The sequence below is a fragment of the Sinorhizobium prairiense genome (genome assembly GCF_029201645.2).
Classification (GTDB): domain Bacteria; phylum Pseudomonadota; class Alphaproteobacteria; order Rhizobiales; family Rhizobiaceae; genus Sinorhizobium; species Sinorhizobium meliloti_A.
Map to the genome: position 1 here is coordinate 1,329,721 of NZ_CP104131.1, position 18,408 is coordinate 1,348,128.

Below are 18,408 nucleotides of genomic sequence, written 5' to 3' on the forward strand. Positions count from 1 at the left end.
GCGAAGCGTGTATCTCCGCCTTCGTGGTGCGGAGTGTAGCGCAGTCTGGTAGCGCATCTGGTTTGGGACCAGAGGGTCGGGAGTTCGAATCTCTCCACTCCGACCATCCAATCACGTGAAAACATTGATCTCTTGGTCAACGGGAGCTGTTAAGAACAATGTCCGCGAAGATCTATCGCCCCGCAAAGACAGCAATGCAGTCCGGCAAGGCCAAGACGCATCTGTGGGTGCTGGAGTTCGATCAGGAAAGACCGCGCACGATCGACCCGATCATGGGCTACACGAGTTCCGCCGACACCCGGCAGCAGGTTCGCCTGACCTTCGAGAGTGCTGAGCAGGCGATCGCCTATGCCGAGCGCAACGGCATCGAGTATCGCGTGATCGCGCCCAAGGATGCGGCTCGCAAGAATGTTTCCTATTCGGACAATTTCCGTTTCAACCGGATGCAGCCCTGGACCCATTGAGGCTCACGTGCTGAGACGGCCCCTTAGCTCAGCTGGATAGAGCACCTGCCTTCTAAGCAGGTTGTCGCAGGTTCGAGTCCTGCAGGGGTCGCCAAACCACCCTCTAAGTCATTGATTCTAGTTCAGGTGCGGCCGGTCGGGGTCATAGGTGCGACCTACATTCTGTTCGCAAGGCGTTCCGAGGCTGCCTTGGCGCTTTTTTCCGCTTCTTTCGTGTAGATCTCGGCCATTGCGAGTCGAGCCCAGCCTTACATCGCCATCAACTCATGAGCCGTTGCGCTCTCGTCGGCGGCTATAGGACTCTGTCCGCAAATCAGGACTGGCCATATCAACCAAGTGGTCTAGTCCATCCGCCCGAATAGTCTCTTTCGGTTTGAGGCCTTAGAAACTTGGCAGGTAGCGCTATGCTTACTCACGTCATGAGCGCTCTGCCGTCGCCCACCCGGAGGGGATAGAATGCTTTTACGCGGAACAAGCTTGGCCGACATCATCCGTGGTCTTTTTGGCAACAACGAGATTTGGGGTTATGCAGGCGACGATTATCTCTACGGCGGGCAGGGCGATGATAAGCTCTACGGTGGCGATGGCCACGATAATGTCGAGGGCGGCGCCGGCAACGACTATCTCTCCGGCGGTCTCGGCGACGATAAACTCTACGGTGGCGATGGCAACGACTATATCGAGGGCGGTGCCGGGAATGACTATGCCGAAGGTGGCGATGGCGACGATCGATTCAAAGGTGGGGCTGGGAACGACACGTTCTTTGGCGGACGAGGAAACGACATTTCCGATGGTGGAGATGGCAACGACACGTTGCATGGCGGTGAAGGCCATGACCACTTTCTGGGTGGCCGTGGTAACGATGTAATCTACGGTGGCAATGGCGAAGAGTATATTGATGCTGGTGATGGTGACGACATCATCTTCGCTGGCGCGGGAAATGACGGCTTCAATAACCGCGTGAACCCTGCAACTGGGAAATTGACGCAGCAGGCGGTCAGCGGCGGCGCAGGCAATGACATAATCTATGGCGAAGGCGGCGATGACGCCCTTAAGGGCCAGTCGGGGAACGACCGTACGTACGGCGGGAGCGGAAACGACATCGTCGATGGCGGTAACGGTGACAATTACCTGGACGGCGGCGACGGCAATGATGTGTTGGATTCGGAAGGGGGGACCGATGAAGCGTATGGCGGTAGAGGCAATGACAGAATTTCCGTGGGGGCGGGCAACGATCGGGCGTTCGGGGATGACGGAGATGACATTCTAACAGGCGGCGCCGGCGACGATGATCTGAGTGGCGGCAACGGTCATGATCGCCTGGTCGGCGGGGCGGGAAATGACACCCTCTATGGCGACGCTGGCGAAGACACAATCTCCGGCGATGGGGGAAGGGACGTACTCTGGGGCGGAGCCGACGCCGACCGCTTTGTCTTTCGAGGGCCGACGGTATTGACTGATCGGGATTCGGTGATGGACTTTCAGGATGGTCTCGACATGTTTGTCATCGAGAAGCTTGGGGTTAAATTGTATTCCAATACTGGCGCGGCAGGTACGATCTACGCGTACGATACCGCTGGCGGTGACGTGCTGGTGAAGGGCTTTGATTCCGGTGGACGCGAGTTTTCAGTTCTCGTTGACGATCAGAACGGCGTTATCACCGCTACCAGTTTCTCGAGCGCAGACTTCATCTTTGCATAAGCACTCAAAAGGGGGTGCCGCCAAAGCGGCCCTCTTTCGATCCTGTCTGTGACGCATCCCGGATTTCTCCAGCATTGACAAAGGTCCCCGCCGAAGTTCGTTTACGGCAACGAGAATGGCTGGATAGCTGGGCTCTCTAGCGATCCGTCCGATTGCAAGGGCGCGTGACCTGTCACGCACTACGTTCGGCCCGGATCATGAGCAGGAATGCGGCCAGATCGCGCCATCTGATGAAACGAGGTGCGAGCTCGCATGCCTCCGCCGTCGGCTGCGGCTCGCGGACTTCGACGATACGAAACCCGGCATCAGCGACGCCGTTGAGATATTCGCCGATAGTGCGGGGAAAGCGTGGCACCTCAAACGGTACGACGTCATCGTCGCTCGGTCGGTCGCCAAAGCGCCATCTCTCGACGAAATCGGTTTGATCGAAATAGCGCGACACCACCAGCCCCGTCGCCCTCCCGTCGCCCTCCTTCTGCCATCGTAACCCGGGAGTGATGAAACAGGGGTGCAGGATGCTGAAGGCGATAAACCCGCCGGGGCGCAGCAACCTGAATGCCTCACGCATGGCGGCTGGGAAGTCCGGCCCATCCATCAATGCCATGGTTGAGACGACGGCATCGAAGGAGGCATCCTCGAAACCGGTGTTCTGGCTATAAGATTTAATCGCGTAGTGGATGCCGAGCGGCTGCTGCTCTTCAATTGCGCGAGCATGGCGGATCATCTGCTCCGAAAGATCGATGCCGGTCATTCGAGCGCCCATTGCGGCGAACCGCCTCGTATTGGAAGCTTCGCCGCAGCCGAAGTCGATCACGTCCAAGCCGCTGATTGAGGGAAGGAAGGCCAGGAATGCCGGGAGCGTAAATAGGTCTCGATAGGTATCGTAACCCTGTCGAACATCATGTGCCCATTGATCGGCATTGTCGTTCCATCGGGCCGCAACGTCCGCCTCCGATAACTGGGTCACGCTGTGCTCCTTTTTGGGATACGATTTGTCCATGTTTGTTTCGAACGAGCCGGCAATAGTATGATACTACGTCCACCGCTGAGAAGAGGACCACATGAGCGACGACAAGATCATTAAATTCGAGCGACGGAAATCGAAGCCGCAGCCGAGAGCGGTCGCTCCAGTGCGGCGGAAGGCGCTTACCTGGCTTGCCGTTATAGCCGGGCTGGTCCTGGTGTGGGCGTACTACCAGTTCATCGCGCCGCCGAGCATGCCATAAGCTGCGCTTCGTTGGGGCAGGCTTCGACCTTATCCGATCACAAAGGAAGCCGACGGCCCGGCGACCCTGCTTCGAAATCAGCCCAATCATCGCCACCCGAATGGGTAGGTTAACACCCCGGCAATCGGAGCGTATTCTTCTGTAAGACGGCATCTATATTCCATGCCGCCATCCTTTTGGGAGGATGCCATGGCTAGACTTCTGACTGCCATGTTCGTCGCGTTCGGCATTTGCCTCTTTTCGCTCGCCTCTGCCAAGGCCGACCCCGGCGACGACGTAAAGGCCGCCTACTCGGCGTGGGACGCAGCATTCAACAATGCGGACGCAAAAGCCATCGCGGCGTTTTACACGGACGACGCTATATTCTTGCCTGCCACCCATGACGTGATCAAGGGGCCCGCCGGCGTCGAGAAATTCTTTGGCGGAATCTTCGGCATGGGCGTGACGGGTCACAAGCTTGAATTGATCGAGGTGCAAGGCGAGGGCAACCTGCTGATCGGCACAGCGAAATGGTCGGCCAAGGGCAAAGACGCCAAAGGTGCCGATCAGCCATGGGCTGGGGTGGCAACCCATGTCTTTGAGAAACAGGCAGACGGCAGCCTGAAACTCAGAGTGCACACCTTCAACTGACAGATCCACGTCTCCCGGGAAGCCAAGTGGGATAGTGAACTATCTTGCAAATGGCCTTCGGCTTCTTTGGGGCCGCCGGCAACCACGACGGGTTCCGACCGCCGGGGCGATGATCGACCCGGTAGGCGGCGCCTCCGGTTCCCGCTCGACGGCAAGTATGCTCATCACGATAGAGATGAGCACGAGTATGAGCACCAGAAAGGCGAGTCCCGCTTTATCCATCCCCCATCATGGCAAGCTGAATGCGAGCAAACCGGGGCAAACATCGACGAAGAAGGTCACCGATGCCTGTCACGGTTAATTTTATTTGAATCAGGCCTGTTCCCGCGCAACCGGGCATCTCGACACCGGACGGCACACAGTTATCCCGCGAATGCTCCGGACGGCTGCGTTCCGTCCCGGCCGATCGCTTGCCACGCGCGGCGTTCAGGAATGCAGCGTCAGTTTTTTCAGTATCTCCGCCTGGTCGCCGCAGTTGGGTACCTGACGCTCTTCCAGCAGTTGCTCGAAAGCACGGCCGAGCAAATCTCTCCTGGAAGGGCCCTAGCCTTAGGCTGCCGCGCTCCGCGCCTCGTTCAATGCCGTCCGAACATGAACGTGGTGGCGCAAAATGAGCGCGTAGATCGCCGCGTAAATGCCGATCACGATCACGCCCACCCATTCGATCCTGAACGGCGTGAACTGGTAGGCCATTACCAGGCCGAGCTGAAGAAGGAAGTGCAGCGGATAGTATGCTCTCGCGCCGAGCCGCGATTTCGTCCAGCCGAGATTAAGTCCGTAGAGACGGATCAGGGAGTCGAGCGAATTCACGACGAAGATGATGCCGACCGTGACCATGAACCAGTTCAACCACGTCGGAATGACGATCTGCTGCTGGAAATAGATGTAAAGCACCGCGAACCACACCGCCAAGGGGATCGAAGGCAGGAGGACCATTGCAACCGCCAGCCGCCATGTCCTCAGCCCTCCGACGAACATGGAAACGAACTGGCCGATCATAATGCTCCAGGAGAACCACCAGAACAGGTAGAACTCGTGATATTCTGTGATCGGACTGACGAAGCGGTTCAAGTTGGCAAAATAGTCCGACAGCAGGCCCACATTCGATACGAGCCCGCTGAGGCCTGTATTGCTGTAGAAAAAGGCGGCTGCCAAAAGGGCCGCGAGAGCCAGGGTCACGAACATCCATGTCGAGGTGACCGCCAGCCACTTCATGAAATTGACGTTGCTGCTGGAATAGACGGACGCCGCGATGACGGCGACGACGATAGCCCAGCGCGCCGGCATCGAGATCCCCTCGATATAGCTCGGCAAGGCCGTGAGGAAGAGATAGCAGGTGAACGCGCATGTCGCGATGACCGTGAGATTGTAGACCCATTTGACGGCCGCGATCTCGAAGATCTTGAGTCGCGGTTCGAGCACCACGAAATAGAAGGCCGAGAGGAAGTACATCATCCAGACCAATGGTCCCCACATGCCGAACTCGATGGCGAGCGGATTGGTGAAGCCATAGGCGCTATCGGCCGCATAGGTGGGAAACTCGGTCAGGGGGAGCATGACCAGGCCCATATCGAGACCAGCCGTGAACAGCAGCGCCACGAAGGTGTATATGCCGACGGGCGTTTGCCCGCGGCAGTAGACATTGCCCCAGCGGACGATCACGAAGACGGCGCTGAGAAGGACCGCCGCATAGGCGGTGCTGATGATGTAGCTCACGGCAGATCTCCCCTCTTGTCGTCCCGCCGCATCCGATCGGCGGGAGCGGCATGAGGCCACAAGCATGCCGGTTTCAAATGTCCATGAACGACGCGGCGCTAATCGTGAACGACGCGCACCGCAGCCGTTTCGAGCCGCAAGCGATCGAAAATGGCCCTGAAAGTCCGCAATTCGAGAAGTCTCACCGGAGACGTGTCAAATCGACAGGGCGGTTGTTGATGATCGCTTCCATCGAAAAAAAGCCCGTCACCGTGGCGAGGTCGAAATTTGTGATGAGCTTCTGATAAAAGGCGTCATAGCCGGACATGCCTCTGGTGACGACTTTGATCAGGTAGTCCCATTCTCCGCCGATGCGGTAAAAGTCGATCACTTCGGGAAGTCTCTCGACATGTGCCCTGAAGCCGTCGCTCCACTCCTTGGAGTGATGTCGGGTGCGAATCATCACGAACACGATGAGATCGAGGCCCAAGGCGCCGATATCTATATCGCTATGGGACCCGCGGATCATTCCGATCGAGTGAAGCCGCTGAAGACGGCGCCAGCAGGCATTTTGCGACAGCCCTACCTTCTCGGCCAGTTCGCGCTGCGAGAGGTTCGAATCCTTTTGCAGTGCCGTCAGAATCTTCAGATCGAATCCATCGACTTTGGCTTGAGACTCGATCATTTGACACAAAATCCGAGAGGAACTGCAGAAAATAGGTGAACATTTCGACGGTGCGGCAGAATACAATCGATGTCAACATTCAAGCCTCGGGAGGTGATCGTGCAAGCTGTCCGCCATGAGCCGAAAGATAACGTCACGCCTCTCGAGCGGTTTCGCCGAGGGCTGGACCGCGGCGATCTCATAGACTTCCTGCGGGATGATCTGGTCGGGGCCACATCGCGGATCGAAGGCCCCTACGGCATCAGGAACCTGATCTATGCCGACTATGTTGCATCGGGCCGGGCGCTTGGAACGGTCGAACGCTTCATCCTCGAGGAAGTCCTGCCATTTTACGCCAACAGCCATACCGAGGCTTCTTACTGCGGCGGGTTCATGACCCGCATGCGAAGGGAGGCGCGGGCGTTGATCGCCGAGTGCTGCGGAGCGGACGAGAGACATGCGGTCATCTTTACCGGATCCGGCGCGACTTCGGGGCTGAACCGCCTCGTCAAACTGTTCGGCGTCACCGAAGCGATCGCGGCAGGGAAGACCGTGCGGGTCATCATCGGTCCGTATGAGCACCACTCCAACATACTTCCCTGGCGCGAAAGCGGTGCGGAAATCGTCGAGCTGACCGAATCGCCCGAGGGCGGCCCGGACCTTTTCCTTCTGGATCAGGCTCTGCGAAGCGGATCTTGCGACCTGACCATCTGTACATTGTCCGCGGCCTCGAACATCACGGGAATCACCAGCGACGTCGCCGCGATTACCGACTTGGTGAAATCGGCCGGGGCCAAGATGATCTGGGACTATGCAGGTGCCGGGCCCTATGTACCGATTTCGGTGTCGCCGAGCGGTTCTACGGAGATCGACGCCATCGTTCTCTCGCCGCACAAGTTCATTGGCGGCCCGGGCGCTTCCGGCATTTTGATCGTTCGGCGCGACGGTCTGGCCACGAGCAAACCCTCCTGGCCGGGCGGCGGGACGGTGAAATTCGTCTCGCCGGAGACGCACGACTACAGCGACAGCCTCGAAGCCCGCGAAGAGGCGGGGACACCGAACGTCGTTGGCGACATCCGGGCGGCCCTCGCCTTTGTCGTCAAGCACGCCATCGGATTGGAGGAAATGGCGCGGCGCAATCGCCAGCTTACGGTTCGTGCCTTTTCCGCATGGAAGGATGTCCCGCAATTGGAGATACTTGGTCTACCGGCGCTGGACCGGCTACCGATTTTTTCCTTCCGCATCCGCGACGGCAAAGGGGGGTATATGCACCAGCAACTCGTTACTCGCATGCTGAGCGACCGGTTCGGTATTCAGGCCCGTGGCGGTTGCGCCTGCGCCGGGCCCTATGTTCACAGGCTGCTGTCGATCGATGCGCAGCAGTCAGAGCAGATGCGCCAAGCCATTCTCGCCGGCGACGAAATAAAGAAGCCCGGCTTCACGCGGCTGAATTTCAGCGTTCTGCTCTCGGACGAAAAGGTGAAATTCATCCTCGATTCCGTCGCAAAACTGGCTGCCGACGCTCCTGCGTTCGAACGGGATTACGACTTCGATCCGGCACGTGCGATATTCTTCCCTCGTGTAGCGGCCGAGAAGGGAAGGGCACATGCACAGGCCTGATGTAGCTGCCTTTTACGACGCGGCCACGTGCAGCATTCAGTATGTCGTGGCCGACCCCGAAACGGGAAAATGCGCGATCATCGATCCGGTGCTCGACTTCGATCAGAAATCGGGTTCCACCGCGACGACGAATGCCGACGCCATTCTCGATCATGTGGCCAAGCAGGGTTTGAGTGTCGAATGGATACTGGACACCCATCCGCATGCGGATCATTTCTCGGCGGCACGCTACCTCAGGGATCGAACGGGGGCGCCCACTGCCATCGGCGAGCACGTGAAAGGCGTGCAGCAGATCTGGAAACAGATCTACAATTGGCCGGATTTCGTTTGTGACGGTTCGCAGTGGGATCGGCTGTTTCGCGACGGCGATATGTTCGAACTCGGGAATCTCGAAACCCGCGTACTGCACTCGCCTGGGCATACGCTAGCGTCGATCAGCTACATCATCGGCGATGCGGCCTTCATTCACGACACGTTGTTCATGCCTGACAGCGGGTCCGCCCGCGCGGATTTTCCCGGCGGCAGCGCCGAGAGCCTGTGGAACTCGATCGAGGCCATTCTTGCCCTTCCGGGCGAGACCCGCCTCTTCACCGGACATGACTATAGGCCAGGCGGCCGTGAAGCTCTGTGGGAAAGTACGGTGGCGGAACAGCAAGCTAATAATACGCATGTCGCCGGAAAAACACGGGCGGATTTCGTCAATCTGCGGGAGGCGCGCGACAGGACCTTACCGATGCCCAAGCTGATTCTGCATGCCCTGCAGGTCAATATTCGCGGCGGAGAACTGCCGGTCGCCGAGGATAATGGCCGCCGCTACCTCAAGATACCGCTGAACGCCTTTCCCGGTGCCGTCTGGGAATGACGAGGACAGGGACGGCCTTCGTCCGCCGCAAACCGGGCGAAGGGGACCCGCGGCAGGGCTCCACACGCGGGTGCTCGATCCGTGCAAATGCGGTGGCGAGGCGATTCGCACCAGGCGACCACGGGGCTTACGCTTGTTCCGCGATGACGCAATGAGGTTCACATTATGGACCTCACTGAACGAGGAATATATCGCATATTCAACGGTTTAGTTCAGCGTGTTGCTTGATGGTTTCCTTTCACCTACAAAATGGACCTGATCGAACGTTGCTTTGGAGGGCGACGGACGATCTGGAATGTCGATCCGATGCATCCATTTTCTTCGGACGATACCTCCGGGAGGAGCTTTGACGTCGTTCATCCCGCCGCAATTCGCGCGGCTGGCGCGCAAGGCGATCGAACGGTTCGTAAGGGAGGAAGCCGATGACCACCACGACGGAGGGCGTGTCCGAATTCGCCGTGCTCGCCGAGACGATGGAGGCCCGGCCGGGTTCGCGGCTGATGCGCCCCGTCGAAGCGTTGTCCGCCGCTCTGCTTGTGGCGATCATCGCCATGCTGCTTACCGGCGTAGCCTTTCGCTACGGCCTGTCGAGACCGATCGTCTGGATCGATGAAGCCGCATCCATCGCCTTCCTGTGGCTGGCCATGCTCGGATCGGCGATCGCGATCGATCGTTGCGAGCATCTGCGGCTGACCATTCTTCTCAATGCTCTCGGCGAAAGGGCCCGGCAGTTCACCGAAACGCTCGGCATGGTCGCCATCATGGCGTTCCTTCTCGTCCTGCTGCCGGCAGCCTACACCTATGCCGCCGGCGAAATGGACATCACTTCGTCGGCCTTGAACATCCCGGCGGGCTATCGTGCCGCGGCCATTGCAGTCGGCATGGTCCTGATGGTGCTGCTGGCCGTCGCTCAATTGATCAGAACCGCCAAGCCGTTCGACGTGGTGCTGGCCGTGGCATTCGTGCTCGCGGTCGCTTTGGTGCTCTGGTTGCTGACGCCTGCGCTCAGCTCGTTCGGCAACGGCAACATTCTGATCTTTCTCGTCGGCGGTGCTGCCATCTGCCTCGCGATGGGCGTTCCGATCGCCTTCTGCTTCGGCATCGCGACGCTTCTGTTTCTCGCCTTCACGACATCGATGCCGCTGGTCGTCATGATCGGCCGCATGGACGAGGGCATGTCCAGCCTCATTCTGCTGTCGGTCCCGGTCTTCGTGCTTCTCGGCTGCATTCTGGACGCGACCGGGATGGGCAAGGCGATCGTCGATTTCCTCGCCTCCATGCTCGGCCACGTCAAGGCCGGCATGTCCTACGTTCTGTTGGGCTCGCTCTTTCTCGTGTCCGGCATTTCCGGGTCGAAAGTCTCGGACATGGCGACGGTTGCCCCGGCGCTGTTTCCGGAGATGAAGCGCCGGGGTCACAAGCCGAAGGAGATGATAGCGCTGCTCGCGACCGGGGCCGCCATGGCCGACACCGTGCCGCCGAGCATCGTGCTGATCGTTCTCGGCTCGGTGGCCGGCGTCTCGATCGCCGCTCTGTTTACCAGCGGTTTTGCCATCGCTCTCGTGTTGCTGGTCGCGCTTGCCGCGCTTGCACGCATCAAGGCGGCGCGAGAAAATGTCGACGGCGTCGTGCGCCCGTCTCTGAAACACATCGGCGGCACGGCCCTGATCGCGGCGCCGGCCCTGGTACTGCCGTTCATCATCCGCAGCGCGGTCGCGAGCGGTGCGGCGACCGCGACCGAGGTCTCCACCATCGCGGTCGTCTACGCCTTCATCATCGGCACTGTCCTTTATGGCGGCATCGGCATGCGCCGGACCTACAGGATGCTGGTCGAGACCGCCGCGATGAGCGGTGCGATCCTCCTGATCCTCGGTACCGCCGCGGCGATGGCCTGGGCGCTCACCCAGACCGGGTTCGCCTTCGAGCTCACCGATATGATGAGCGGCCTGCCGGGTGGATGGTTCACCTTCATGCTGGTCTCGATCGCCCTGTTCATGCTGCTCGGCTGCGTGCTCGAAGGCCTCCCTGCGATCGTGCTCCTGGCGCCGATCATGTTTCCGATCGCGCGTGCGATGGGGATCCATGACGTCCACTATTCCATGGTCATCGTCACCGCGATGAACGTCGGACTGATGGCACCGCCGATCGGCATCGGCTTCTACATCGCCTGCAAGATCGGCAACGTTTCGCCCGACGAAGCCATGGGAGCGATCTGGCCCTATATCGGCGCGATGGTGCTTGGCCTCTTGTTGATCGCCGCCGTGCCCTGGTTCTCGCTCGCATTGCTGTGAGCCCGCCATCCCATATTCATCATCGACGATCAGGAGGAGAACAGAGCGATGAAAATAACCCGTAGAACGATGCTGATCGGCACTGGAGCAGTTGCGCTTGGGGCTTCGATCCGCACCAAGGCCCATGCCGCGGACTTCACCTATAAGCTGGCAAACAACCTGCCGGTCACCCATCCGCTCAACATTCGCCTGAAGGAAGCCGCCGACAAGATCCTGGAGGAGACGGGCGGCCGCCTGAAGATCAACATCTTCCCGAGCAGTCAGCTCGGCAACGACACCGAAACGCTTTCGCAGCTTCGCAACGGCGCAACCGAGTTCTTCTCGCTCTCGCCGCTGATCCTCTCGACCCTGGTGCCCAACGCTGCCATCAGCGGCATCGGCTTCGCCTTCCCCGACTACGACACGGTCTGGAAGGCGATGGACGGAGAGCTGGGCGCCTATGCGCGCGGCGAGATCGAGAAGAAGGGCCTCGTGCCGATGGAGAAGATCTGGGACAACGGCTTTCGCCAGATCACCAGTTCGACCAAGCCGATCAACACGCCGGAGGACCTCAAGGGGTTCAAGATCCGCGTTCCGCCGAGCCCGCTCTGGCAATCCATGTTCACCGCCTTCGGGGCTGCACCGACCACGATCAATTTCGCGGAAGTCTACACGGCGCTCAGCACCGGCACCGTCGACGGCCAGGAAAACCCACTGGCAATCGCCTCGACCGCCAAGCTCTACGAGGTGCAGAAACATTGCGCCATGACCAACCATATGTGGGACGGTTTCTGGATGCTGGCGAACAAGCAGGCCTGGGAAACACTGCCGGAGGACATAAGGGAGATTGCGGCCAAACATCTCAACGAGTTGGCCATCGCCCAGCGCACCGATACCGCCAAGGTGAACGACACGGTACGCGAGCAGCTCACCCAAAGCGGCATGACGTTCACCGACCCGGACAAGGCAGCTTTCCGGGAGACGCTGAGATCGGCGGGTTTCTACGCCGAATGGAAGGGAAAATTCGGCGACGAGGCCTGGGCCATTCTCGAAAAGGCCGTAGGCACCAGCCTCGGCTGACCACCTGAGCACGACGAGGCGGTCGGCCGTTCAGGCGGCCGTTCGCCGACCGATGCAGCGACGCGGCGCGTTCTTCCACGAGCGCGTGGCGCCTTCCGAGGTTTCGAAGTGGCAGACCGTCTCAAGGGAAAATCGGCAATCGTCTTCGGTGCGGGCTCCTCCGGCCCCGGCTGGGGCAACGGCAAGGCTGCCGCCGTGCTTTATGCGCGTGAGGGCGCCAAGGTCGTCTGTGTCGACGTCGACAGGGAGGCAGCCGAGGAAACGGCGGCAATCATCGCGGCGGAAGGCGGCCAGGCCCTAGCCGTCGCCGCAGACGTCACCGCTCTCGCATCTGTCGAAGCGGCTGTGGCGGCCGCACGGCAGGCATTCGGTACCATTTCCATTCTGCACAACAATGTCGGCGTCACGCATATGGGCGGACCGGTCGAGTTGTCGGAAGCACAGTTCCAGCAATCCGTGGATCTCAATCTCGGCTCGGTGTTCCGCACCGCCAAGGCTGTCATCCCGCACATGATCGAAGCCGGCGGTGGCGCCGTCGTCAACATCTCGTCGCTCGCCGGCATCCGGTGGACCGGCTATCCCTATTTCGCCTATTACGCGACGAAGGCGGCGGTCAACCAGGCGACGGTCGCGATCGCGGCTCAATATGCGCCGCACGGAATCCGCGCGAACTGTGTCGTCCCCGGCTTGATCGACACGCCTCTGATCTACAAGCAGATCTCCTCGCAATACGCCTCCGCCGAGGAAATGGTGGCAGCCCGCAACGCGGCGCTTCCGGGCGGGCGCATGGGCGATGCCTGGGATGTCGCCAATGCAGCGCTTTTCCTTGCCTCCGACGAAGCGAAATTCATTACCGGCGTTTGTCTGCCGGTCGATGGCGGCCAGAGCTGCACGATCATGGGGGTACACTGAAACATGGGCGATGCGGCCGACAGGGACATGACCGGTTCGCAAAGCGTCGATCGTGCGGCCAAGCTCCTGTCGCTGGTCGGCCGCCAGATGGACGGCATGTCTCTGAGCGCCGTCGTGGAGCAGAGCGGCCTCAACAAACCAACGGTTCGCCGCCTCCTGCTTGCCCTGATCAGGGCCGGCCTCCTGGAGCAGGACGACCGCGACCGGCGCTACTATGTCGGTGAAGAAGCCTATGTGCTCGGCACGCTCGCATCGAGCCGGCACGGGCTCCTGCGCCTCTCGACGGAAAGCCTGCATCGCCTGGCGCAGAAGACCAGCGACTCCTGCTTTCTCTCCGTACGCCGCGGAGCGTCGTCGGTCTGTCTCCACCGGGAGGAGGGGAGCTTTCCGATCCGCACCCACGCACTCCAGGCGGGCTTCGTGCATCCGCTGGGCGTCGGCGCCGGCTCTCTGGCCATGCTCGCGGCTCTTTCGGACGAGGAGGTTTCGTCCGTTCTGGACCAGAATGCCGCCGTGCTCGAGGAGCAGTTTCCGATGCTTGGGCCGGACGAACTGCGCCGCCGCGTCGAGCTTGCTCGCGCTCAGGGCTATGCGGTCAATCCCGGCCTTATCCTCACCAACTCCTGGGGTGTGGGCGTCGCAATCCGCTATCCCGGCGGCGGCGTCGCCGGAGCCATCAGCATTGCCGCCATCGACAGCCGCATGCAGGAGCCGCGGCAGAGCGAGTTGGCAGCTCTTCTCAGGCAGGAAGCGTCACGCATCGAGAGCAAGCTCGCCGAGCAGTTCCGTGACCGCGGGACGCGACACATAGCCTCCATTGCAAGACCTCTCAAAAGGAGATTGTCCAGATGACCAAGGCGCAGATCGTAGGCTGGGCCCACTCCCAGTTCGGCAAGACCGACTACGCGGACACAGAGGCCCTGATGGCCGCGGTCGCGGCGCCGGCACTTGCCCATGCCGGTCTTGCCGCCTCGGATGTCGACGGAATCTTTGTCGGAGTCATGAATGGCGGCTTCTCCAAGCAGGAGTTTCAGGCCGCACTTGTCGGCATGACCGACGAGGCCCTTGCTCACGTCCCGTCCGTGCGGCTGGAAAATGCGTGCGCGACAGGCTCGGCGGCGATCTATACGGCGATGGACTTTATCGAGGCCGGCCGCGGCCGCATCGCGCTCGTCATCGGTGCCGAGAAGATGACCGCCGTTTCGACGGCAGCAGTCGGCGATATCCTTCTGGGCGGCAGCTACCGGAAAGAGGAAGGCGACGTGGAAGGGGGCTTTGCCGGCGTCTTCGGCCGCATAGCACAGCATTACTTCCAGCGTTACGGCGACCGTTCCGAGGAACTTGCGATGATCGCGGCCAAGAACCACGAAAACGGCGTAGCCAACCCTTACGCGCATATGCGAAGGGATTTCGGTTTTGCCTTCTGCAACACCGTTTCGGAGAAGAATCCGATCGTCGCGGCCCCCTTGCGCCGCACCGACTGCTCGCTCGTCTCGGACGGGGCGGCCGCCCTCGTCCTCGCCGACGCGGACACGGCTGCGACGCTGCAGCGGGCAATCGCCTTCCGGGCCCGCAGCCACGTCAACGACGTGTTTGCGCTCAGTCGCCGGGACATGCTGGAATTCGACGGGCCACGGCGGGCCTGGAAAGCGGCACTTTCCATGGCAGGCGCCACGCTGGACGATCTATCCTTCGTCGAGACGCATGACTGCTTCACCATAGCCGAGATGATCGAATACGAAGCGATGGGCCTGACCGCACCCGGCGAAGGCTACCGTGCGATCCGCGACGGAACCACCACCAGGAGCGGAAGCCTGCCGGTCAACCCCTCCGGCGGCTTGAAATCCAAGGGTCATCCGATCGGCGCGACGGGAGTCTCGATGCATGTCATTTCCGCCATGCAGCTTATGGAGGAGGCGGGCGAAATGCAGATCCCCGGCGCCGGTCTCGCCGGCATCTTCAACATGGGCGGCGCTGCCGTCGCAAACTATGTCTCCATCCTGGAACGGGCGAAATGACGAGCAACGAACCCCAGGGCGGCGTCACCCCCGTTTCGACGCGAGTCATGAACCTCGCCAATTTTCTTTCGCAGGCAGCGAGACGCAATCCGGACGAGATCGCCCTCGTTCACGGCGATCACCGGTGGCGCTGGAACGAGCTGGAGGCGCGGGTCGACGCCATGGCATATGCGCTCGTCCATGAGTTCGGCGTGCGCAAAGGAGACCGGATTCTCGTCCACTCCGCCAACTGCAACCAGATGTTCGAGTCCATGTTTGCGGCGTTCAGAGCAGGTGCGGTCTGGGTTCCGACGAATTTCCGCCAACTGCCGGAGGAGGTCGCCTATCTGGCTCAATCGAGCGGTGCCAGGCTGGTGATCTTCCAGGCCCCCTTCGAGGCCCATGCCGAAGCATGTCGGGCTGCGGGCGAGCAGATCGGATCATGCATTCCGATCGGCGCGTCACGGGTCGGCGAAGACTATGACGCGATCGTTGCGCGCAATCTTGGAAAATCGGTTTCGCCCGTTGCCGTCGATCGCGATGATCCATGCTGGTATTTCTATACGTCCGGCACCACCGGCCGACCCAAGGCTGCCGTGCTGACGCACGGGCAAATGGCCTTCGTCATCAATAATCATATCGGCGATCTCTTTCCGGCTACGACCCATCGCGACCGGTCGATCGTCGTTGCGCCGCTGTCGCACGGCGCCGGGATCCATCAGCTGTGCCAGGTCGCAAGGGGCGCGACCACGATCCTCTTGCCGTCCGAGAAGCTCGATATACCGCAGTTCTGGGCCCTCGTCGAAAAATGGAGGGTCAACAACCTCTTCGCCGTACCGACTATCGTAAAGCTGCTCATCGAGGATCCGTCCGTCGACCGGTACGACCACTCGTCGCTGCGCTATGTCATCTATGCCGGCGCGCCGATGTACCGTGCCGATCAGAAAAAGGCGCTGGAAAAGCTCGGCGCCGTCCTGGTGCAGTATTTCGGGCTCGGCGAAGTGACGGGAGCGATCACCGTCCTGCCTCCCGCCTTCCACAGCGCGGAGGATGGCCCGGATGCGCGTATCGGCACCTGCGGTTTCGAGCGGACGGGCATGCAGCTGCAGATCCAGGACGACGACGGCAACGAAGTCCCGGCGGGCGCGACCGGCGAGATCTGCGTGATCGGCCCGGCGGTTTTTGCCGGCTATTATCGGAACCCCGAGGCCAACGCCAAAGCGTTTCGCAACGGCTGGTTTCGGACCGGCGACCTTGGCCATGTCGATGCGCAAGGCTTCCTCTACATTACCGGCCGCGCCTCCGACATGTTCATTTCGGGCGGGTCCAACGTCTATCCGCGCGAGATCGAGGAAAAGCTCCTGATGCATCCGGATATCAGCGAGGCGGCGATCGTCGGCGTTCCCGATCCGGTCTGGGGAGAGGTCGGCATCGCGGTTTGCGTCGCACGTGACGGTGCGTCGGTCGACGCGGCGGCTCTGAGGGAATGGCTGGACGGGAAGATTGCCCGCTACAAGCTTCCGAAGAAGATCGTGTTCTGGTCCGAAATGCCAAAATCGGCCTATGGCAAGATCACCAAGAAGCTGATCCGCGAGGAACTCGAACGGCGCGGCGAACTGGACATCGGTTCCGTTGGCATCGGGGACCGCAGGAGTGCTGCCCCATGAGCGATGGAATGAAGTCCGTACTCGTCACGGGAGGAGCATCCGGTATCGGCCTCGAAATAGCGAGGCTTCTGAACGGCCGCGGCTGGAGGGTCTATCTGGTGGATCGCAATGCCGATGCGCTGGCGGACGCATGTCGCGCGATCCCGATCGATCCCGCGCAGGCAATCGCCTGCAGCGTCACGGATGAAAAGGAGGTCGCATCGGCCATCGAGACCGCGGCGGCGAGGGCACCGCTGCGGGCGGTCATCAATTCGGCGGGCATCGCGATCGACAGGCCTGCCGTCGAGACCAGCGTCGACGATTTCCGCCGCATTCTGGACGTCAATCTGACCGGCACGTTCATCGTCTGCCGTGAGGCGGCGCGTCATTGGCTGGCGACGGCCACGCCCGGTGCAATCGTCAACATCTCCTCCGTATCGGGTCTTGTCGGCAACAAGGGACGCGCCGCCTACGGCGCCTCCAAAGGCGCGGTCAATCTGCTCACCTACATTCTCGCGACCGAGCTCGGACAGGATGGAATTCGCGTCAATGCCATCGCTCCCGGTGCCATCGACACGCCTTTGTCGCGTGCCGTCCATACGGATGACGTGCGTGCGCAATGGCACGAGCGCATCCCCCAGCGCCGCTACGGTTCGTCGCGCGAAATCGCGGCCAGCGCGGCGTTCCTGATCTCGGAGGAGGCGAGCTATATCAACGGCCAGGTGCTGGCGGTCGATGGAGGGTTCGTCAACGCCGGTCTGGCTTTGAAAGGACGATGATGCGGAGTCTCCGCCAACCCGGCGTGCCGTTCACGCCGAGGGTGATCTCTCTCGGGTGCCACGCCGAGAAGACGCGATTGACCTTCAAACCGGGCCGGAGCGTTCTCGAAGCCGTCCAGGAGGCGCTCGCGGAAAAAGGCTGCGACAGCGCGATCGTAGAGGTCAGGGGCGGTGCGTTTGCGCCGCTTGCCTATGTCGCACCGACTCTCTCGCATGACGGTCTTCATGCCGCCTGGTACAGCGACATACATGCGCCTAATGGCCGCGCGCCCATCGAAGATCTGGTCATGACGTTCGGCCGGCGCGACGGGGAGCCGTTCCTGCACGGCCATGGTGTCTGGCGGCACGAGGACGGTTTCCGCGCGGCCGGGCACGTGATGCCGAAGGATTCGCAATTCGCCGAACCGGTGGAGGCGGAAGCCTGGATACTGTCGGGCGCCATTATGGATCAGCTGGAGGACAGCGAGACCCGATTCCGTCTGTTCACGCCTGTGCCTCATGCCGCCGCACCGGCCATCACTCCGCGGCGCGCCGTTCTCTGCCGGTTGAAGCCGAACGAACCGATCCATTCGGCGATCGAGCGCACGGCAGCCGAGCACGGAATCGAACGGGCGACGTTGCACGGCATCGGCAGCCTCGTCGGCTGCACGTTCGTCGACGGCCAGGTCATGGAATCGGCCGCTTCGGAATTGCTCATTCGCAAGGGGACGCTTTCACCCGATCGGAGCGGACAGGCCAAAGCGAAGCTCGATATCGCGATCGTCGATACGGAATGCACCATTTTCGAGGGTGAGATAGCCTACGGCGTTGACGCCGTTTGCATAACGTTCGAGGTGCTGATCGTCGAAGAGTGACGGTCGAG

Annotated in this window: 17 protein-coding genes and 2 tRNA genes; 16 read left to right on the forward strand and 3 right to left on the reverse strand. The window is 61.0% G+C overall.

The window, feature by feature from the left end:
- The first annotated feature begins 29 nt into the window (after positions 1–29).
- The 4 genes from N0Q91_RS08965 (at position 30) to N0Q91_RS08980 (ending at position 2,165) form a co-directional block, all read left to right on the forward strand.
- Positions 30–106, forward strand: a tRNA-Pro gene (locus N0Q91_RS08965).
- Between the two features lie 52 nt (positions 107–158).
- Positions 159–464 (forward strand): ETC complex I subunit, encoded by a 306-nt coding sequence (locus tag N0Q91_RS08970; protein ID WP_003530925.1) that lies wholly within the window; start codon positions 159–161, stop codon positions 462–464.
- Positions 465–481: 17 nt separating this feature from the next.
- Positions 482–558: transfer RNA gene (locus tag N0Q91_RS08975), tRNA-Arg, on the forward strand.
- Positions 559–920: 362 nt separating this feature from the next.
- On the forward strand, positions 921–2,165 hold the full coding sequence (locus N0Q91_RS08980; protein ID WP_275597881.1) for a calcium-binding protein: 1,245 nt from the start codon (positions 921–923) through the stop codon (positions 2,163–2,165).
- 172 nt (positions 2,166–2,337) lie between these two features.
- Here the strand turns inward: N0Q91_RS08980 and N0Q91_RS08985 are convergent, their stop codons facing one another.
- The gene (locus N0Q91_RS08985) at positions 2,338–3,165 is read right to left on the reverse strand and encodes a class I SAM-dependent methyltransferase (RefSeq protein WP_275597882.1); all 828 of its coding nucleotides are present in this window, start codon (positions 3,163–3,165) and stop codon (positions 2,338–2,340) included.
- Positions 3,166–3,226: 61 nt separating this feature from the next.
- Between N0Q91_RS08985 and N0Q91_RS08990 the strand changes: the two genes are divergently transcribed.
- On the forward strand, positions 3,227–3,391 hold the full coding sequence (locus N0Q91_RS08990) for a hypothetical protein (RefSeq protein ID WP_018095026.1): 165 nt from the start codon (positions 3,227–3,229) through the stop codon (positions 3,389–3,391).
- Positions 3,392–3,580: 189 nt separating this feature from the next.
- Entirely contained in the window at positions 3,581–4,021 is a 441-nt protein-coding gene (locus N0Q91_RS08995; protein ID WP_275598110.1) for a YybH family protein, read from the forward strand.
- Positions 4,022–4,570: 549 nt separating this feature from the next.
- On the opposite strand, the gene N0Q91_RS09000 is transcribed toward N0Q91_RS08995, so the two are convergent.
- On the reverse strand, positions 4,571–5,737 hold the full coding sequence (locus N0Q91_RS09000; protein ID WP_275597883.1) for a BCCT family transporter: 1,167 nt from the start codon (positions 5,735–5,737) through the stop codon (positions 4,571–4,573).
- A 181-nt stretch (positions 5,738–5,918) separates the two neighbouring features.
- A complete protein-coding gene (locus N0Q91_RS09005) occupies positions 5,919–6,401 on the reverse strand; it encodes an Lrp/AsnC family transcriptional regulator (protein ID WP_275597884.1) in 483 nt (160 codons plus the stop codon).
- A 99-nt stretch (positions 6,402–6,500) separates the two neighbouring features.
- Here N0Q91_RS09005 and N0Q91_RS09010 point away from each other — a divergent pair, with 99 nt between their 5' ends.
- From N0Q91_RS09010 to N0Q91_RS09055, 10 genes are all read left to right on the forward strand, one after another.
- Entirely contained in the window at positions 6,501–8,000 is a 1,500-nt protein-coding gene (locus N0Q91_RS09010; RefSeq protein WP_275598111.1) for an aminotransferase class V-fold PLP-dependent enzyme, read from the forward strand.
- Positions 7,987–8,862, forward strand: a complete 876-nt coding sequence (locus tag N0Q91_RS09015; protein WP_275597885.1) for an MBL fold metallo-hydrolase — start codon at positions 7,987–7,989, stop codon at positions 8,860–8,862. Before N0Q91_RS09010 ends, N0Q91_RS09015 begins: the two co-directional genes overlap by 14 nt.
- A gap of 422 nt (positions 8,863–9,284) precedes the next feature.
- Entirely contained in the window at positions 9,285–11,153 is a 1,869-nt protein-coding gene (locus tag N0Q91_RS09020; RefSeq protein WP_275597886.1) for a TRAP transporter large permease, read from the forward strand.
- A 48-nt stretch (positions 11,154–11,201) separates the two neighbouring features.
- A complete protein-coding gene (locus tag N0Q91_RS09025) occupies positions 11,202–12,212 on the forward strand; it encodes a TRAP transporter substrate-binding protein (RefSeq protein WP_275597887.1) in 1,011 nt (336 codons plus the stop codon).
- A gap of 108 nt (positions 12,213–12,320) precedes the next feature.
- On the forward strand, positions 12,321–13,124 hold the full coding sequence (locus tag N0Q91_RS09030) for an SDR family NAD(P)-dependent oxidoreductase (RefSeq protein ID WP_275597888.1): 804 nt from the start codon (positions 12,321–12,323) through the stop codon (positions 13,122–13,124).
- Positions 13,125–13,127: 3 nt separating this feature from the next.
- Entirely contained in the window at positions 13,128–13,976 is an 849-nt protein-coding gene (locus N0Q91_RS09035; protein WP_275597889.1) for an IclR family transcriptional regulator, read from the forward strand.
- A complete protein-coding gene (locus N0Q91_RS09040) occupies positions 13,973–15,142 on the forward strand; it encodes an acetyl-CoA acetyltransferase (RefSeq protein WP_275597890.1) in 1,170 nt (389 codons plus the stop codon). Before N0Q91_RS09035 ends, N0Q91_RS09040 begins: the two co-directional genes overlap by 4 nt.
- A complete protein-coding gene (locus N0Q91_RS09045; protein ID WP_275597891.1) occupies positions 15,139–16,788 on the forward strand; it encodes an acyl-CoA synthetase in 1,650 nt (549 codons plus the stop codon). Before N0Q91_RS09040 ends, N0Q91_RS09045 begins: the two co-directional genes overlap by 4 nt.
- The gene (locus N0Q91_RS09050; protein WP_275597892.1) at positions 16,785–17,546 is read left to right on the forward strand and encodes an SDR family NAD(P)-dependent oxidoreductase; all 762 of its coding nucleotides are present in this window, start codon (positions 16,785–16,787) and stop codon (positions 17,544–17,546) included. Before N0Q91_RS09045 ends, N0Q91_RS09050 begins: the two co-directional genes overlap by 4 nt.
- Complete coding sequence (locus N0Q91_RS09055) at positions 17,543–18,400, forward strand: PCC domain-containing protein (RefSeq protein WP_275597893.1); 858 nt, start codon at positions 17,543–17,545, stop codon at positions 18,398–18,400. Before N0Q91_RS09050 ends, N0Q91_RS09055 begins: the two co-directional genes overlap by 4 nt.
- Positions 18,401–18,408: the final 8 nt, after the last annotated feature.

Bases quoted from the DNA above. Each gene is read 5' to 3' on its own strand.
- N0Q91_RS08970 (WP_003530925.1), top strand. From the start codon at position 159: ATGTCCGCGAAGATCTATCGCCCCGCAAAGACAGCAATGCAGTCCGGC.
- N0Q91_RS08980 (WP_275597881.1), top strand. From the start codon at position 921: ATGCTTTTACGCGGAACAAGCTTGGCCGACATCATCCGTGGTCTTTTT.
- N0Q91_RS08985 (WP_275597882.1), bottom strand. From the start codon at position 3,165: ATGGACAAATCGTATCCCAAAAAGGAGCACAGCGTGACCCAGTTATCG.
- N0Q91_RS08990 (WP_018095026.1), top strand. From the start codon at position 3,227: ATGAGCGACGACAAGATCATTAAATTCGAGCGACGGAAATCGAAGCCG.
- N0Q91_RS08995 (WP_275598110.1), top strand. From the start codon at position 3,581: ATGGCTAGACTTCTGACTGCCATGTTCGTCGCGTTCGGCATTTGCCTC.
- N0Q91_RS09005 (WP_275597884.1), bottom strand. From the start codon at position 6,401: ATGATCGAGTCTCAAGCCAAAGTCGATGGATTCGATCTGAAGATTCTG.
- N0Q91_RS09015 (WP_275597885.1), top strand. From the start codon at position 7,987: ATGCACAGGCCTGATGTAGCTGCCTTTTACGACGCGGCCACGTGCAGC.
- N0Q91_RS09020 (WP_275597886.1), top strand. From the start codon at position 9,285: ATGACCACCACGACGGAGGGCGTGTCCGAATTCGCCGTGCTCGCCGAG.
- N0Q91_RS09025 (WP_275597887.1), top strand. From the start codon at position 11,202: ATGAAAATAACCCGTAGAACGATGCTGATCGGCACTGGAGCAGTTGCG.
- N0Q91_RS09035 (WP_275597889.1), top strand. From the start codon at position 13,128: ATGGGCGATGCGGCCGACAGGGACATGACCGGTTCGCAAAGCGTCGAT.
- N0Q91_RS09040 (WP_275597890.1), top strand. From the start codon at position 13,973: ATGACCAAGGCGCAGATCGTAGGCTGGGCCCACTCCCAGTTCGGCAAG.
- N0Q91_RS09045 (WP_275597891.1), top strand. From the start codon at position 15,139: ATGACGAGCAACGAACCCCAGGGCGGCGTCACCCCCGTTTCGACGCGA.
- N0Q91_RS09050 (WP_275597892.1), top strand. From the start codon at position 16,785: ATGAGCGATGGAATGAAGTCCGTACTCGTCACGGGAGGAGCATCCGGT.
- N0Q91_RS09055 (WP_275597893.1), top strand. From the start codon at position 17,543: ATGATGCGGAGTCTCCGCCAACCCGGCGTGCCGTTCACGCCGAGGGTG.